The sequence below is a fragment of the Dysosmobacter sp. Sow4_B12 genome (assembly GCF_052116665.1).
Classification (GTDB): domain Bacteria; phylum Bacillota; class Clostridia; order Oscillospirales; family Oscillospiraceae; genus Oscillibacter.
On record NZ_JBQKKR010000001.1, the window covers coordinates 370,769 to 386,786 of the forward strand.

Annotated in this window: 19 protein-coding genes; 5 read left to right on the top strand and 14 right to left on the bottom strand. The window is 60.2% G+C overall.

The genetic code is table 11. From position 1 onward, the window contains the following. The first annotated feature begins 90 nt into the window (after positions 1-90). Complete coding sequence (locus ACTQ4R_RS01960; protein WP_441625316.1) at positions 91-990, top strand: class I SAM-dependent methyltransferase; 900 nt, start codon at positions 91-93, stop codon at positions 988-990. A 60-nt stretch (positions 991-1,050) separates the two neighbouring features. Here the strand turns inward: ACTQ4R_RS01960 and rplT are convergent, their stop codons facing one another. The 3 genes from rplT to infC are packed head-to-tail and all read right to left on the bottom strand — an operon-like array spanning position 1,051 to position 2,180. Further along, on the bottom strand, positions 1,051-1,401 hold the full coding sequence (rplT, locus tag ACTQ4R_RS01965) for a 50S ribosomal protein L20 (RefSeq protein ID WP_441625318.1): 351 nt from the start codon (positions 1,399-1,401) through the stop codon (positions 1,051-1,053). Between the two features lie 34 nt (positions 1,402-1,435). After that, on the bottom strand, positions 1,436-1,633 hold the full coding sequence (rpmI, locus tag ACTQ4R_RS01970) for a 50S ribosomal protein L35 (protein ID WP_441625320.1): 198 nt from the start codon (positions 1,631-1,633) through the stop codon (positions 1,436-1,438). A 40-nt stretch (positions 1,634-1,673) separates the two neighbouring features. Then, the gene (gene infC, locus ACTQ4R_RS01975; RefSeq protein WP_441625322.1) at positions 1,674-2,180 is read right to left on the bottom strand and encodes a translation initiation factor IF-3; all 507 of its coding nucleotides are present in this window, start codon (positions 2,178-2,180) and stop codon (positions 1,674-1,676) included. A gap of 297 nt (positions 2,181-2,477) precedes the next feature. Between infC and ACTQ4R_RS01980 the strand changes: the two genes are divergently transcribed. Beyond that, on the top strand, positions 2,478-2,609 hold the full coding sequence (locus tag ACTQ4R_RS01980; protein WP_441625324.1) for a hypothetical protein: 132 nt from the start codon (positions 2,478-2,480) through the stop codon (positions 2,607-2,609). A 53-nt stretch (positions 2,610-2,662) separates the two neighbouring features. On the opposite strand, the gene ACTQ4R_RS01985 is transcribed toward ACTQ4R_RS01980, so the two are convergent. The 3 genes from ACTQ4R_RS01985 to glmS all read right to left on the bottom strand — a co-directional run bounded on the left by ACTQ4R_RS01985 (position 2,663) and on the right by glmS (position 7,424). Continuing rightward, positions 2,663-4,357: an S-layer homology domain-containing protein gene (locus tag ACTQ4R_RS01985; protein WP_441625326.1), complete on the bottom strand. Its 1,695-nt coding sequence runs from the start codon at positions 4,355-4,357 to the stop codon at positions 2,663-2,665. 288 nt (positions 4,358-4,645) lie between these two features. Continuing rightward, on the bottom strand, positions 4,646-5,461 hold the full coding sequence (locus ACTQ4R_RS01990; protein ID WP_441625328.1) for a MerR family transcriptional regulator: 816 nt from the start codon (positions 5,459-5,461) through the stop codon (positions 4,646-4,648). A gap of 124 nt (positions 5,462-5,585) precedes the next feature. After that, entirely contained in the window at positions 5,586-7,424 is a 1,839-nt protein-coding gene (glmS, locus tag ACTQ4R_RS01995; protein ID WP_441625330.1) for a glutamine--fructose-6-phosphate transaminase (isomerizing), read from the bottom strand. Between the two features lie 402 nt (positions 7,425-7,826). Here glmS and ACTQ4R_RS02000 point away from each other — a divergent pair, with 402 nt between their 5' ends. Further along, positions 7,827-8,510, top strand: coding sequence for a DUF421 domain-containing protein (locus tag ACTQ4R_RS02000; RefSeq protein WP_441625332.1), 684 nt, complete (start codon positions 7,827-7,829; stop codon positions 8,508-8,510). Further along, the gene (locus ACTQ4R_RS02005; RefSeq protein ID WP_441625334.1) at positions 8,507-8,887 is read left to right on the top strand and encodes a DUF4363 family protein; all 381 of its coding nucleotides are present in this window, start codon (positions 8,507-8,509) and stop codon (positions 8,885-8,887) included. The genes ACTQ4R_RS02000 and ACTQ4R_RS02005 overlap by 4 nt, the downstream gene beginning before the upstream one ends. Before the next feature lie 3 nt (positions 8,888-8,890). Here ACTQ4R_RS02005 and nrdR read toward each other — a convergent pair whose 3' ends face one another. The 8 genes from nrdR to ACTQ4R_RS02045 form a co-directional block, all read right to left on the bottom strand. Continuing rightward, positions 8,891-9,346 carry a transcriptional regulator NrdR gene (gene nrdR / locus ACTQ4R_RS02010; protein ID WP_441625336.1) on the bottom strand — a complete coding sequence of 152 codons (456 nt, stop codon included), beginning with the start codon at positions 9,344-9,346 and terminating at the stop codon, positions 8,891-8,893. A 125-nt stretch (positions 9,347-9,471) separates the two neighbouring features. Then, the gene (locus ACTQ4R_RS02015) at positions 9,472-9,993 is read right to left on the bottom strand and encodes a hypothetical protein (protein ID WP_441625338.1); all 522 of its coding nucleotides are present in this window, start codon (positions 9,991-9,993) and stop codon (positions 9,472-9,474) included. Positions 9,994-10,060: 67 nt separating this feature from the next. Continuing rightward, a complete protein-coding gene (locus ACTQ4R_RS02020; RefSeq protein WP_441625340.1) occupies positions 10,061-10,555 on the bottom strand; it encodes a hypothetical protein in 495 nt (164 codons plus the stop codon). Positions 10,556-10,697: 142 nt separating this feature from the next. Further along, a complete protein-coding gene (locus ACTQ4R_RS02025) occupies positions 10,698-10,901 on the bottom strand; it encodes a hypothetical protein (protein WP_441625342.1) in 204 nt (67 codons plus the stop codon). Further along, positions 10,898-11,266 carry a type II toxin-antitoxin system PemK/MazF family toxin gene (locus ACTQ4R_RS02030; protein WP_441625344.1) on the bottom strand — a complete coding sequence of 123 codons (369 nt, stop codon included), beginning with the start codon at positions 11,264-11,266 and terminating at the stop codon, positions 10,898-10,900. Before ACTQ4R_RS02030 ends, ACTQ4R_RS02025 begins: the two co-directional genes overlap by 4 nt. Positions 11,267-11,463: 197 nt before the next feature. Further along, positions 11,464-12,633 carry an alanine racemase gene (gene alr, locus ACTQ4R_RS02035; protein WP_441625346.1) on the bottom strand — a complete coding sequence of 390 codons (1,170 nt, stop codon included), beginning with the start codon at positions 12,631-12,633 and terminating at the stop codon, positions 11,464-11,466. 32 nt (positions 12,634-12,665) lie between these two features. Next, positions 12,666-13,271, bottom strand: coding sequence for a hypothetical protein (locus tag ACTQ4R_RS02040; protein ID WP_441625348.1), 606 nt, complete (start codon positions 13,269-13,271; stop codon positions 12,666-12,668). A gap of 17 nt (positions 13,272-13,288) precedes the next feature. After that, a complete protein-coding gene (locus ACTQ4R_RS02045; RefSeq protein WP_441625350.1) occupies positions 13,289-14,830 on the bottom strand; it encodes an NAD(P)H-hydrate dehydratase in 1,542 nt (513 codons plus the stop codon). Positions 14,831-15,042: 212 nt separating this feature from the next. On the opposite strand from ACTQ4R_RS02045, the gene ACTQ4R_RS02050 reads away from it, so the two are divergent. After that, the gene (locus ACTQ4R_RS02050; protein ID WP_441625352.1) at positions 15,043-15,951 is read left to right on the top strand and encodes a helix-turn-helix domain-containing protein; all 909 of its coding nucleotides are present in this window, start codon (positions 15,043-15,045) and stop codon (positions 15,949-15,951) included. The last annotated feature ends 67 nt before the right edge of the window (positions 15,952-16,018 follow it).

A 16,018-nucleotide genomic window follows, 5' to 3' on the forward strand; every position in this document is an offset into this window, starting at 1 on the left:
TTCCGCTTTTATTATACCACAAAATGGGCATTTTTTCAAGTCTTGCAGTGTTTTTTTAATCGGTATATATACCTATATGAGGTGATTGAAATGAACAACGCAAGCATGACGGCGCGGATGTGCCTGTTTGCCCGGGCCTACCATACGCAGACCCGCGAAACAAAAGCATTTGACGATCCTTTGGCGAAACAGCTGCTGACAGATGAAGAATACCGGCAGATCGCCGGGTATCTGGCACAGGGCATCTCCTTTTTCGCGCCGGACTTCCATGGCACGGCGGAAGAAGCCCTGGGCCATATGGTGGACCGGCAGCTCTCCCCTTCTCCCCTGGGCCGCGCCGCCTTCGCCGAACAGTCTCTGGAACGGGCGGCGGCCATCGGCGCTAGGCAATACGTTATTTTGGGTGCGGGCTATGACACCTTCGCCTGCCGCCAGCCCGATTGGGCAAAAGGCCTCCGCATCTTTGAGGTGGACCACCCGGCGACCGCGTCCGACAAGCAGCTTCGGCTGAAGCGGGCGGGCCTTGTTCCCCCGGACAACGTACGCTACATCTCCGCGGACCTGGCACAGCCCGGCTGGCAGAACGCGCTGCTCCGCTGCCCCGGCTTCTCCACCCGGTCTATCAGCTTCTGCAGCCTTTTGGGGCTGGTATACTACCTCTCTGCCCGGGATTTCGACGTGCTGCTGGCCGTGCTGGGCAGTCTGTTCCCGGAGGGCAGCAGTCTGGTGTTCGACTATCCGGTAAGGCAGGCGGAAAACGGCACCCAAAAGCAGGCGCAGCTGGCGGCCGCCGCCGGAGAGCCCATGCAGTCGCACTGGTCTTACAGTGAAATGGAGACGATTCTGGCAAAGCACGGCTTTCTTATTTATGAGCACTTGACGCCGCCGGACATCACCGCTCGCTTTTTCGATCCCTGCAGCCGCGCCTGTCCAGGCCGGCCTATTTCCGCCCCGGAGGGCGTTGATTACTGTCTCGCGGTCCGCAAGTAAGGGCGCAGATCAAAAAGCAGCGCTTCGGAGTTCCGAAGCGCTGCTTTTTGATTGGTACGATCAAGCCTTCTTGGCGATCTCGGTCAGCTGGGTGAAAGCGGCGGCATCGTTGACAGCCAGCTCAGCCAGCATCTTGCGGTTGATCTCGATGCCGGCAGTCTTCAGTCCGTGCATGAAGGTGGAGTAATTCATGCCGTTCATCTTGCAGGCAGCGGAGATACGGGTGATCCACAGGGAACGGAAGTCACGCTTCTTCAGCCGGCGGCCGGTGTAAGCGTAAGTCAAGGACTTCATGACAGCCTGGTTGGCAACACGGAAGTGCTTGGACTTGGAACCCCAGTAGCCCTTGGCCATCTTCATTACTTTATTTCTTCTCTTGCGCGTCATCATCGCGCCCTTAACTCTAGCCATTGTAAAAAGCCTCCTATTCTAAACGTATCGTGTCTTACTTGTAGGGGATCATCTTGCGGACGACATCCGCATTGGTGGCGTCAGCATAACCGCCAGCGCGCAGACGACGAGTACGCTTGGTATCCTTCTTGGTGAGGATGTGGCTCTTGAAGGCCTTGGCGCGCTTGACCTTGCCGGTCTTGGTGAGGTTGAATCTCTTCTTGGCACCGCTATGGGTTTTCAGCTTAGGCATAGTAGTTGCTCCTTCCGTGTGTTTGAAAAATCTTGATGATTTACTTGCCGGTCTTGGGAGACAGGAAGATGGACATCATCCGTCCCTCCAGCTTGGCGGGCTTATCCAGATTGGCGGTTTCGGCGCACTGTTCGGCGAAACGGTCCAGCAGGTCCTTACCGATGTCGGTGTGGGCCATCTCACGGCCGCGGAAGCGGACGGAGACTTTCACGCGGTTGCCGTCAGCGATGAACTTTTGGGCGTTCTTGAGCTTCGTATTGAAGTCGCCAACATCAATGCCCGGAGACATGCGGATCTCCTTGATCTCGACCACGTGCTGGTTCTTTCTGGCTTCCTTTTCCCGTTTGCTCTGCTCGAACCGGAACTTGCCGTAGTTCATCAGCTTGCACACCGGGGGGACAGCCTGGGGCGAAATCTTGACCAGGTCCAAACCCTGCTCATCGGCGATCTTCAGAGCTTCCGCAGGGGGCATGATGCCCAGCTGCTCTCCCTCGGAGCCGATCAAGCGGACTTCCTTGTCATTGATCTCCTCATTCAGTTCATGCACTTGCTTACTAATGGTCGAAGCACCTCCATCCAAAAAATCACAAAACGCGGATACCTAATGGCATCCGCGCAACAACAAACCACCGAAACCGGCGGCCTGGTAACAACGTTGTTGACCTCTTTGCCAGGGGCTGGAGGTGAGGCGGATGCGCGCCTTCTTTGTTTTGCTGATTTAGTATACCAGTCCATTCCGGCTTTGTCAACCACATTTTTTATTTTTTTGAAAGCCGGCGTATACTTTTTCCCCATTCCGTCCACAATACAGCCGTACCAAGTCACGAAAGGAGATTCGAGCACTATGCAGAATCGTGAAAACAAGCAGGACCAGCAGAACAACCGCAATCAGAACCAGAACCAAAACCAGCAGCAGAACAACCGCGACAACAAGCAGGACCAGCAGAACCGCAGCCAGAAGGAAAACCGCAAATAACATTCTTGGAAAAGCAGCCGCCCCTGGGCGGCTGCTTTTCCACTATACCGGCTTTAGCGGATGAACTGCAAATTGCCGTCCACCCGGCCGCCGATGCCGTTTACGGAGCAGTTGCTGGAGAACTGCCAATAGTCCATCTGATAATAGAGGCTGGGGCTCAGCTTCTCCGAGGACGCGCTCTTGTACTCGGGATACCAGTACAAATACGGTGCCAGGGCTCCTTGGTCATATTTAATGTAGCTGACGTACTGCCCGGCGTACACCATGGCGTCGTAGCCCGCCTCCTCGATGCGCTGGCAGAAGGCCACGGCGCATGCGGTAGCCATTTCCGGGGAAGTGCCGTACACCCGGTAGGAGGCGTCGTGCATCTCCCAGTCGTAAGCCACGGGGCCGTCAAAGTCACAATCCTTCAGCAGCTCCAGTACGTACTCGGCCTCCTCGATGGCCTCCTCCACGGTAATGGCCTGGGCAAAGAAATACACGCCTGTCTCCAGTCCCGCTTCCATGGCGCCGCGGATATTTTCCTTATAAAAAGCGTCTTGATTCAGTGAGCCGCTGGAGTAGCCCCGCAGGCCCACCCGGACCATGACGAACTCCACACCGTCATCGGCCACGGCCTCCCAGTCGATGGTCCCATCTTCACTGGCCCGGTTCTGGTAGGCGGACACGTCAATGCCGAAGCGGGTCTCAAACTCGTCTCCAGCGTACACCAAACGGTCACCCTCCCAATAAAAGTCCCCGTCATACAGGCGGCTGGGCTCCGCGTCGGCGTACACGGGATAGGGCTTTCCGCTATACATCAAGTATTCTCCGGTGGTCTCTCCGGGGGTATAGACCTCACTGGGCTGGATACCGGGCGCCGGCTCTTCCCAAGGCGCCTCCGGGTCGATGATGTCCGGCTCCTCCGGCTCCGGTTCCGGGCTGGGCGTCTCCTCCGTCTTTACCACCGTAGGCGTCACACCGCTGAAGTTGCGGATGCTGCCGTTCACCACCACGTTGGTCAGCGTCACCTCTCCTGTCACGCCGGGAGCCAGGATCAAGTCCCCGGTGATATGCATGTCCACGAGAGAGGCACCTTCTGCGCTGTTCACCATAACAGTGCCGGAGACATTGCCGGAACAGGCGTCCGTCGTTTGGATCAGCACCTGGACCATGTTGTTCATAATGTTCACGATCTCCGCCCGGGTAATGGGGTCCGTGGGGCGGAAGCGGCCGTCAAAGCAGTCCGTGATGAAGCCACGGCCTGTCATCTCCCCCACCGCCTCCTGGGCGTAGGAGGCGATCTGGTCAGCATCGGAATAAGGCATGTATGCGTATTCGCTGGCTGTGATGCCGAACGCACGGGCGATCATGGTCACCGCCTGCTGGCGGGTAATGGAACTGCCCGCCAGAGCCTTGCCGTTGTTGCCCAGGTAGACGCCGGATGCGTGGAGCTTCAAAATGGCGTCCTCCCAATAGGTGCCCGCCGTGTCGGAAAAGGTATCGGCGGAGGAGGCAGTGCGGAACTTCAAAAAGCGGTCCAGGATGCCGGCGAACGCTCCCCGGGTGATAGAATTGTCCGGGCGGAAGGTACCGTCCTCATAGCCGGTAATGAGCCCGTAATTCTCACTCCACTTACTGATGGCGTTCTCGGCCCAGTGGCCCTCCGTATCGGTAAAAGCGGCGGCGTTGGTGACGGCGAGGCCGGCGGCCAGTGCTCCCGTCAAAACAACAGCCAGCAGTTTTTTCGGCAGTCGAAAATATCCCATGGCAATTCCTTTCTGTCTGATCTTGTCGAAGAGAATTTCAAAAAAACACCGCAGCCCGGTGGTGGCTGCGGTGTTATGTCACCTTTATAACAGCGCCTAGCGTCATTATACAAAACCAAGCCGGCAGGGTCAATATCCAGGAAAAGAATTTCTGAAAATATTATGTCACCTTGCCGCGGCAAAGTGCTCCCGCCGAATGTTTTTTAATAAAGATGCGTCTTGCCGTGTTTTTGTTCCTTTCCGGGAAATAATCAGTGAAATAAACAAAACATGGTCCTACCCGGCCCTTCACTTTTTCCGCACAGGATAGCAGACCTCCGTGACAAAGTCATCGGGGTTCCCGGTCTCGTGAGGGCTGACATGGTAGATATTGAAGGCGGTGCCGTCAAAGGTGTAGCCATTGGCCTCCACCCAGGACGCCACGGCGGCGTTGACATCGCCCATCTGGTCATAGCTGCCCTTGCAGACAGCGGAGGCCACCTGGACTGCGGGCATGGTCTTGAATTTCACGTGCTCCGTGTCGGGGTAAACGCCTTTCACGGATTTCTGGATCTCCACATCTACGTCGGATTCCTTATAATCCCCGTCGTGGAACAGCGCCACACACAGGCAGGGGGCGCTGTCCTGGATGCGCAGGTGGGCAGTCTCCTTCATAAAAATGCTCCATAGGCTGCCCTCCTGGTCGTAATTGGGAATGACCTGCCGGACGCTGGCAACATAACGCTCCGGAATGGTCTTGACCGTCACATCGTATTTCATAGGTTCATCCTTTCTCAGCCGTTCCAAGGCTGTGTCCAGAAGCCGCAGCCGTTTCGCCGCCTCTTCCGCCCGGAGACGGGACAGCTCCCGCTGGGCCAGCAGGCAACCCTCCAGCGCCTCCCGGTCCTCCCAGCAGCGGAGCACCTCCGCCGCGTCGCAGAGCTTGAAGCCCATGTCCTTTAGGGCGCTGATGCGGCCTGCCGCGAAGAGTTGGGCCTCGCTGTAATAGCGGTCGCCGGTAAAGGGGTCGATGGTTTCCGGCGTCAAAAGGCCCAGCTCGTCATAATGGCGCAGCATGCGGATACTGATTCTGGACAGTTTTGAAAAATCTCCGATTTTCAGCATATTCGCTTCCTCCACACCGATGTGATTTTTGAGCTCAGGTACAGCATACGCCCTGCCACAGTGGGAGAGTCAAGGAGCTTTTACAAAAAAATTCCCACGCCCTATAGCGCAGGAATTTTTTTGTTTATTCCACCGTGACGCTCTTCGCCAGATTCCTCGGTTTATCAATATCACAGCCTCGCTGCAGCGCCACATAATAGGCAAACAGCTGCAGGGGCACCACACCCAGGGAGGGCTTCAGAAAGGGATGGGTCTCCGGCACGGCGATAACGGCGTCCGCCGTCTTGCCCATCTTCTCCCGGAAGCTTTCGGTAGTCAAGGCCAGCACCTCGGCGCCCCGGGCCTTCACCTCCACCACGTTGCTGATGAATTTATCGAACAGCGGCGCGTAGGTTCCCAGGGCCACCACCAGGGTGCCCGGCTCAATAAGGGAGATGGTGCCGTGCTTCAGCTCACCGGAGGCATAGGCCTCCGAGTGGATATAGCTGATCTCCTTGAGCTTCAAGGAACCCTCCAGGCCCATGGCGTAGTCCAGGTTCCGCCCGATGAAGAAAATGGAATTGTGGTTGAAATAGCGGGAGGCGAAATACTGGACGTCCTCAAAATGCTCCAGAAAGCGGCTCATCTTCTCCGGCAGCACCTGCATCTCCGCCAGGATGGCGCCGTATTCGCTTTGGTCCACCGTGCCCAGCAGATCCGCCAGATACAGTCCGATGAGGTCCATCAGCACCAGCTGGGTGGAATAGGCCTTGGTGGTGGCCACGGCGATCTCTGGGCCGGCCCAAGTGTACAGCACGTCGTCGGCCTCCCGGGCAATGGAGCTGCCCACCACGTTGACGACCGCCAGCGTCCGGGCACCCCGGCGCTTGGCCTCCCGCATGGCGGCCATAGTGTCCAGCGTCTCTCCGGACTGGCTGATGACGATGACCAGGGATCTCTCGTCCACCAGCGGGTCGCTGTACCGGAACTCCGAGGCCAGGTCCACCTGTACCGGCCGCCGCAGCAGCCGCTCCCAGTTGTACTTGCTGACCATGCCCACATGGTACGACGAGCCGCAGGCGATGATGAAAATGCGGGAGATGTCCCGGACCTGCTCCGCCGTCAAGCTGAAATCGTCCAGCACCACCCGGCCGTCCCGGATACGGGGAGACACCGTCTTGCGGATGGCCTCCGGCTGCTCCAGGATCTCCTTGAACATGAAGTGGGGATATCCGCCCTTCTCGGCGGCAGTCACGTCCCAGTCCACCTGGTGACGGCTCTTTTCCACCGGCACCAGCTCGTCGTCGAACACGTCGATGCTGTCCGCCGTCAGAACGGCGATCTCACCGTCATCCATATAAGCAACGTTCCGGGTGTACTTGATGATGGCCGTCACGTCGGAGGCGATGAAATTGCCGTCCTCGCCGTAGCCCAGGATGAGCGGGCTGTCCTTCCGGGCGGCGATGAGGGCGTTGGGATAGTCAGAGCAGATGATGCCCAGGGCGTAGGACCCCTGGATGCGCCGCAGGACCCGTCCCACAGCCTCCAGCATGTTATGGCACTCATTATAGTGGTATTCCAGCAGCTGGGCCACCACCTCGGAGTCCGTGTCGGAGGTGAAGGTGACACCCAGCTTCTGCAGGTGCTCCTTGATCTCCAGATAGTTTTCAATGATGCCGTTGTGGACCAGGGCGATGGAGCCGTTCTCACTGACATGGGGGTGGGCGTTGATGTCGTTGGGCTCGCCGTGGGTGGCCCAGCGGGTGTGGCCGATGCCCAGACACCCCTCCAGGTCGGCGCCGCCGTGGATCATGTCCGCGAGGTTTTTCAGACGGCCCTTGGTCTTTTTCACCTGCAGGCCCTGTTCCCCGGAGCGCACCGCCACACCGGCGGAGTCATAGCCCCGGTATTCCATCCGCTCCAATCCGTCCAGCAAAATCGGGGCCGCCTGTTGGCGGCCCACATAGCCGATAATTCCGCACATAATAAAAAAGTTCCTCCTGATAATACATTACCAAAAGGACAAATGCGCAGTCACTTGTCTCTTTTTCCGCGGTCACAGCCTCTCTGTTTTGCGGTCACCCGCATATTTGTCAGCTGTGTCACATGTCCGCGGCCACGGAGGGGCATCCGCCGAATTCTTCGATCCCACGGCAAAGCCGCGGACCGGCCGCGTATCCGCAAGCCGGTTCCCCCCGCCTCGTCGTCCCGAAGGCCGCTGCTTCCGGGCACATGGCGCTTGTGATGGGCCGAACCCATGAGCCTCCTTTCACCTCTGCGTATGTTCCTAGTATATGATAAGCCGCCGGAAAGCGCAATACCCGCCCTGCACAAGAATAGTTCCCCCCCAGGCCGGAAACACTGTTGGAACGGAGGGAACACGCCTATGATCACAGCATTTGTACGCACCGTTATTTTATACATCCTCATTACCGCCGGCCTGCGGCTGCTGGGCAAGCGGCAGATCGCCCAGCTGGAGCCGGTGGAGCTGGTGCTGACCATGATGATTTCGGACCTGGCCACCGTGCCCATGCAGGATTTCGGCATTCCCCTACTCTCCGGCGTCATCCCCATTCTGACGCTGCTGTCCCTGTCTCTGCTGCTGAGCCAGCTGTCCCTGCGCAGCCTCCGGTTCCGGGAGCTGGTGTGCGGCTCCCCCACAGTCCTCATCCGGGACGGAAAGGTCCAGCAAGCAGCCATGGCGAAGAACCGCTATACCCTGGACGAGCTGCTGGAGGAGCTGCGGAGTCAAGGCATCACCTCCCTTTCCGACGTAAAGTACGCCGTGCTGGAAAACTCCGGCCAGCTGTCCGTGCTGCCGGTAACGGCCCAAAAGCCGCCCACGGCGGCCCAGCTGGGGCTGGAGCCGGAGGACGATGTAACGCTGCCGGTGGTCCTCATCAACGACGGGCGGCTGCTTCGAAAGCGCCTGACTGCCTGTGGGTTGGATGAAGCGTGGCTTCAAAAGGAGCTGAAAAAACGCCGCCTCTCCTCGCCCCGCCAAGTGTTTTTGCTGACAGTGGACGAAAAGGGCAGCGTATTGTGTGTCAAAAAGGAGAATGTGGAATGAAGCGGTGTCTTCCGCCGTTGGCGGTGCTGGCGGCCATTCTGGTCCTGTCCCTGTGGAATGGCCGCGTCATGGAGCGGCGCACCTCCCGCTGGCAGGCACAGCTGCAGCAGGTGCGGGAGCTGGCCGTGGCGGAGCGCTGGCAGGCGGCGGAGGCCGCTCTGACGGATAGCTACTCAGACTGGAGCCGCAGCCAAACCTATCTCCACATCGTCACGGAGCACGACGCCGTGGACGACGCGGAGGCCATGTACCGCCGCTCCCAGGCCTTTGCCGCCGCCCGGGAACCGTCTGAGCTCCAGGCGGAGCTCAGCGACCTGCGGGACCAGATGCGGCTGCTGGCGGAGATGGAAAAGTGCAGCATCCGCAACATTTTGTGACGTTTATTTCTCGCTGAGCAGCTTGTTCAGTTCCGCCATGAAAGTATCGATGTCCTTGAACTGGCGGTACACGGAGGCAAAGCGCACATAGGCCACCTGGTCCACGCTGCGCAGACGGTCCATGACCTTCTCACCGATGTCCTCGGTGCTGACCTCCCGCTCCATGGAGTTCTGGAGGTCCTGCTCGATCTCCTCCGCGATTTTTTCCAGCTCCGCCAGAGGCACGGGACGCTTTTCACAGGCGCGGATCATGCCGCCCAGGACCTTCCGGCGCTCAAAGCTCTGGCGGCTGCCGTCCTTTTTCACCACCACCATGGGCAGGCTCTCCACCGTCTCATAGGTGGTAAACCGCTTACCGCAGGACAAACACTCCCGGCGGCGGCGGATGCTGGCGCCCTCATCGGCAGGGCGGGAATCAATGACCTTGCTCTCACTGTAACCACAATATGGACATTTCATAGCGAACCTCCCGATACGATTCTCTGCCGCCAAAGGCGGCTGGTATCTTGATTTGCGGGTATTATATCACGCCGCCGCGAAATATGGTATCCAAATTTTCAATTCACCGGGAGATTTTTTCCCATTTAAGGAAATTGCGGCCACTCCTCCCCGTCCAGCACAAACACAGCGTAGTCCCGGTCCCGGATGCGCCGGAGAACAGCGAAGCAGACAATGGGCACCAGGGGAAAGGGCCTGGAAGGGTCCCAAGGCACCGCCAGCCACCGTTTTCCGTCCGCCCAGCGGGTCAGCACACCGCCGGTCCCCGCCAACGCCTGGCGCAGCCAGGGCGTCCGCAGGGCATGCTTCTGGGGAGAAAACGGCTCCCATTCCTCCGCGCGGTCCGCCGCCGGGCGCACCTCGCCCCGCAACAGCTTCCCGACCGGCGCCGTCATCTGGTGGGAGAACCGGCGGCGGATGGTGCCCTGGCGGCCGTCCGGCTCCAGCACTCCCAGCCGCAGCCGCCCTCCTTCCCCCACGGCCCAGGCGCACCAGATGCCATCTCCCGGCAGGCGGCAGGTGCAGTCAAAGCAGGTGTACAGCCCCTCCTCCGTCACCGTCAGCTCCCCAGCGCTTTGTTCCTGCCACAGCAGCGGATACTTGTCCATACCGCCCTCCTCTCCCGAAAAAAGCCCGTCTGTGCAACCATATGCGCAGACGGGCTTCCTTATGTGTTTAAGCGATGGTGTAGCTGCCCCGGACCAGCAGCTTCACAGTGGCGGCGGTGGCTTTCACGCCCCGGCCCTCAATGGTCATCATATATAAATGGTTGGTGACCAGAGCGCCGCTGTTGTTCAGCGTAGCGGCGGAGGACTCGTCAATAAGGCCGGGACTGGAGGGAGACACGCACACCGCCGTGCCCACCCGGAGCATCACCTCGCAGCCGATGCCGCCGGTGAGGGTCTGGCCGTTTGACAGCGTCACCACTGTGAAGGTATCCGCCGCGGTGCCGCCGACGCCGGTCTGGCCGGACAGCTGGCTGTTCCGCTGGGCGATCTTCTCATCCACCCGGTCCATGATGCTGTCCATAAATGTTTCGTTTAGGTAGCTGAGGGTCACCAGCGGGTCGCCGGAGGAGCCGGCCTCCGCCGCCAGGGACACCGTCGTGGTCATGACGCCGCAGAACAGCACCAGGACCACCGCCCGCAAAAGCCATCTGTTTTTCTTCATGTGTATGTACCCTCCAAACTCTTTGGTGCAGCGCCTCCCGGAAAGGCGGACCTCTCCGGGAAGCGCAATTGTCCGATGCCCTCATGGCGGCCGGCACAAAACACTTGCCGCCGACAAACACTCGCAAGAGCCGTGCCGTTCTTCATACCAGCTGGTCGTGAGGCAGGCCGAAGCTGTTTCCCACACCGTCCTTGACGGTGCGGGAGCCCTGTTTATTTGACTCAAATCGCCGGGAATGAATCCCGCCGATTTCAAGGTTTTGCCGCGCAAAACACTTGACGCCGCTTTCGCGGCGGCCGCGGTCCTCCCGCTGGAAAGCTCTCGCAAAAGCCGTGCCGTTCTTCATACCAGCTGGTCGTGAGGCAGGCCGAAGCTGACCGCGATGGCCAGGTCCACCTTTTCCATCACATCCTCCTCCACATGGCCCATTCGCTCCCGCAGGCGTTTTTTGTCCAGGGTCCGCACCTGCTCCAAAAGCACCACGGAATCCCGGCTGAGACCGCTGCTCTGGGCCACGGGAAGGTCAATATGTGTCGGCAGCCGCGCTTTCCCGGTCTGGGACGTGATGGCCGCCGCAATGACGGTGGGACTGTAACGGTTCCCGGTGTCGTTCTGGATGATCAGAACAGGCCGGACACCGCCCTGCTCACTGCCCACCACTGGGGACAGATCGGCATAGTAAATATCGCCGCGCTTGACACTCGTATCCACAAAGTTCACACTCCGCCGAAAGAAGTACCCATCACCGAAGCCCCTTCGGTGAGGCCACTTTCATTCTCCCACGCGGCGGCGGAATTTATACCGGCCAGGGCCGCAAATTCCGCCGCTGCCGCCCCGTATCATCCTATGGCCGGGACAAGGACGGCGTGTGTTCATAAAAGGTTCGTGTTCTTTGGAATCGTATTCTGTCACAGCAGCAGACGCAGGCTCCGCTCCACGACCTCGCCGTTTTCCAAATACAGCCTGGGCACCCGCTTGCTGACGGCGCAGGTCAATTCGTAAGGGATCGTGTCCAGCATGGCCGCCAGGCGGTCCACCCGCTGGCCCTCACCGAAGATCTCCACCGTGTCGCCCACGTGGACATCCGGCAGGCCGGAGAGATCCACCATGCACATGTCCATGCAGATGCGGCCCCGGACCGGCACCGGTCCCTGGGCGGTGATGACGGACACGCGGTTGGAAAGCCCCCGGAAAAAGCCGTCCGCATAGCCGATGGGCAGCACGCCCACCCTCGTCTTTTCCGTGGTGTGGAAGGTCCTGCCGTAGCTGATATCCGTGTCCGGGTCAAAGACCTTGATGGTGGACACAGAGGACTTCAGTCGCATGACCGGCCGCAGGCCCAGCCGCTCCGCGTCGTCGCCCACGCCGTACAGGGCAATGCCGGGCCGCACCATATCCAGATACATCTCCGGATACCGGGCCAGGGCGCCGCTGTTGGCACAGTGGCGGATGGCGAAGGTCCGCCCCCTGGCCGCCAGGGCGGCGATGACCTTCTGGAACACCGCAAACTGCCGGCGGGTATAGTCCTCGCTGGGGGCGTCATCGGCGTCGGAGGCGGCAAAGTGGGTGAAAATGCCCTCCGCCTCCAGATTCGGCAGCTCGCAGGAGGCGGCAATGGCCTCCACGCCGCCGTCAAAATGGCCGTCCCGCACCAGAAAGCCCAGACGGGACATGCCGGTGTCCACCTTGATATGGACCTTCAGCGTACCGCCGCTCTCGGCGGCCGCGGCGCTGTACTCCTCCGCCTTGGCTCTGGCGGACACCGCCTGGGTGATGCCGTATTCAATAAGCTGGGGCACCATTTCCGGCGGCGTATGCCCCAGGATAAGGATGGGGGCGCCGACGCCTCCCCGGCGCAGCTCCCGGGCCTCGTCCAGGCTGGAGACCGCCAGATAGTCCGCGCCCAGCTTTTCCAGCTTCTTCGCCACTTGAAGGGCGCCGTGACCGTAGGCGTCCGCCTTCACCACGCCCAGGTACTTTACATTGGGCCCGATGCGCTTGCGGGCCTGTTCATAATTATGGGCCAGGGCGTCCAGGTCGATCTCCGCCCAGGTACGCCGCAGGATCGTATCTTCCATGTAGCTTGGGTCACCTTCTCATCATTCAGAGCTCACTTGCCCTGTTGGTCGATTGTATCATAAAAGGCAAAACTCGTAAACTCCGCCGTCAAAATATTTTCCCCGTCCACGGAGATCTCGCCCCGCAGCGGCGTTCCGTCGTCCAGCCGCAGCCAGACGGCGGAGACGATCTTCCCGTCCTGCACACCGCTCTGGTCCACCAGCAGCCGCCGGCAGGCCACATCGTTCCAACGCTCCTCGTTTTCCTCCAGAAGCCACCCGTCCCGCAGGGCGCTCATGAGCCGGGGCAGGCAGGCCATTGGGCTGACAGACTGGCTGCTGAGGGTCCCGGCGTTCAGACACAGGTCCTCATATTCCAAAGTCAGCTCCTCCCCCTCCAGTACCGCCCGGACACCGGCGATGGTCTCCGGTGAGAGCACCTCCACCGTGGTCCTTCCATCCGGCACATATTCGCACCGCAGCTCCGCCTGCCATGCCCGGTCTCCTTGGGAGCAGGAGACGGCGGCTTCCATCACGCAGCCATCCATGTCGTGATAGCGGTCCCGCAGGTCCGCCGCTTCCTGCTCTCCTTTCCCGCCGCAGGCCGAAAGCAGCAGCAGGGCCATCATTGGTACGCACAGCCATTTGCGCACCGTCATTCCTCCAATATTAAATATTATAAAATCTCCCGGAACGCCGCCGGCAGGCGGCCGATGACATCCTCCGGCGTCATGGCGTAGGCGGTCAAATCCTCCGCCGCCAAATCCCCCGCCCGGCCGTGGAGCCAGACTCCCAGAGTTGCCGCCTGGACCGCCGGCACACCCTGGGCAATCAGCGACGCGATCACACCCGTCAGCACATCTCCGCTGCCGCCTTTGGCAAGGCCGGAGTTTCCGGTGGTATTCACCAGGACGTTCCCCTCCGGGGCCGCCGTTACGGTCCGGTGGCCCTTCAGCACCAGCACACATCCGTGCTCCGCCGCGAAATCCCGGGCAGCTTGGACCCGGTCCCCGCCGCTCAAGTCACCGCCCAGGCGGGCAAACTCCCCATCGTGGGGCGTCAGAACGGTGATGCGGCCCCTCCGGGCATCCAGTACATCCATATGCCCCGACAGGGCGTTTATGCCGTCTGCGTCCAGCACCACGGGCTTTTCCGTCTGCGCCAGCAGCTCCAGAACGAGCCGGGTCACCTGCTCGCTCTTTCCAAGGCCCGGGCCCAGAGCCAGCACGTCACAGGCAGCCAGCTTTTCCCGGATCGTATGTAAAGCTCGATAACTTAACAGTCCTCGTCTATCCTCCAAAGGAAATGGCATGGCGGAAACGCACTTGGATGCCTCTACCTGCCAGATAGCTTCCGGCACGCCTAAAAACACCAGCCCGCAGCCGGACCGTACAGCGGCGCTGGCCGTGAGATATGGCGCCCCCGTGTAACCCACGGAGCCGCCCACCACCAGCAATTTGCCGAAATCGCCCTTGTGGCCGTCAGCTTTCCGCCGGGGCAGCGCCGCCCGGGCGAAGTCCGCCTCCACTGTCTGCACCGGGCAGACGGCGGAGCGGACCAGGTCTGCCGGGATGCCAATATCCCGCACTGTCACTTCTCCGGAGCACAAGGCGCCATCTCCCGCGAACTGGCCTACTTTACCGAGTGTAAAGGTAATAGTCTTGTCAGCCTGCACCGCACAGCCCAGGACCCTGCCTGTGTCCGCCTCCACGCCGCTGGCAATATCCGCAGCTACCACCGGCGCGGCGCATTGGTTCATCAGCTCCACCGCCCGGGCATAAACGGACCCCTCCGCAATATCCCGGGACAACCCCACGCCGAACAGGGCGTCTACGATCACATGGCTCCCCCTGGCCCAGGCGGATTGGCCCAGGTCCTCCGGGTCCCAGGGCTCCAGCTCCACGCCGCACTCGCTGAGGCGGCGGGTCTCCTCCAAGGCGTCAGGCGTCAGCTTTTCATAGCTGCCCGCCAGAAACACCCGGACGGCCATTCCCTTCAAAAATAGCAGCCGGCCCGCGGCAATGCCATCGCCGCCGTTGTTGCCGCTACCGCAGAACACCGCCGCACGGCACTTCCCGGGACGGCCCGGCAGCAGGGAGAGTGCCGCCTCCGCTACGCCCTCCGCTGCCCGCTCCATCAAGTCGATGGAGGGGATGTGCCGCTCCTCAATGGCCCGCCGGTCCAGTTCCTTCATCTGCGCCGATGTTGCCAGCTTCATGGTCCACGCCTCCCTGTGTCGTTTTTTCTTATTATAGAAAGAACACCGCCCCAATGCAATTTCATTTTTCTTCCAAACTCCGTAAATCCCTGATATAATGGGCTTCGCAACCGAAACGTTACATCATTTTCTTCAAACGCAACACCAAATCGCTGGTATTGACACGCCTGCTCCGGTAGGATAGGGCCATCAAATAACAGGAGGATTTCACCGTGGCTTTTTCAGATAATCTGCAATACATCCGCGCCCAGGCGGGCGTCACCCAGGAGCAGCTGGCAGAACAGCTGAATGTCTCCCGTCAATCTGTCAGCAAGTGGGAAAGCGGCGCCAGCTTCCCGGAAATGGACACGCTGCTGCGCATCTGCGACCTCTATGATGTGAATCTGGACACGCTGCTGCGGGGCAGCGTAGAGGAATCCCGGGGCAGCGACACCGCCCGGTACGACCATTTCATGGACCGCTTCGCCCTGCGGATGGCATCGTCCGTTTCCGCCATCATCGCCGGCGTGGCGCTGATGATATTCCTCAGCGCCCTCACCTCTTCCGAGTCGTTTAAAATGCTGACAGTGGCGCTGTTTATGCTGATCGTTACCGTTTCCGTGGTGGTCATTGTGGCCAGCGGCATACAATATGACAGCTTCCGCAAAAAGCATCCGGTCATCCAGGATTTCTACTCTGAAGAGGAAAAGGACGCTTTCCATCAGAAATTCGTGTGGTACATCGCCGGCGGCGTCGGCGCCATTTTGTTCGGCGTGGTGCTGCTGATCGGCGCGTTTGCTTTCCTGCCGGAGCGGGAGCCTTACGAATCCCTGGCCTGTGCGGTCTTTCTGCTGCTGATCGCCGGCGCGGTGTTCTCCTTTATCTACGGCGGGATGCAGGAGGACAAATACAAGGTCTGGAAGTACAATCGGGACAACACCCCCGCCCCGGAGGCCAAGCGCCGCCTGGGCCTCATCGGTGCCCTCTGCGGCGGGATCATGCTCACCGCCACCGCCGTTTACGTGGGTCTGGGTCTGACCCGGAACACCTGGGGCACCGCCTGGTGGCTCTTCGCCGTGGGCGGTATTCTCTGCGGCGTGGTAAGCGTTGTTCTGGACCCCTACAAGGGCGAGGACGAGTGATTCTGTAACGGATTTGTTATGATTTTTCCACCCGTCCCTGCTAACATGGGACATTAGGAGGTGTTCC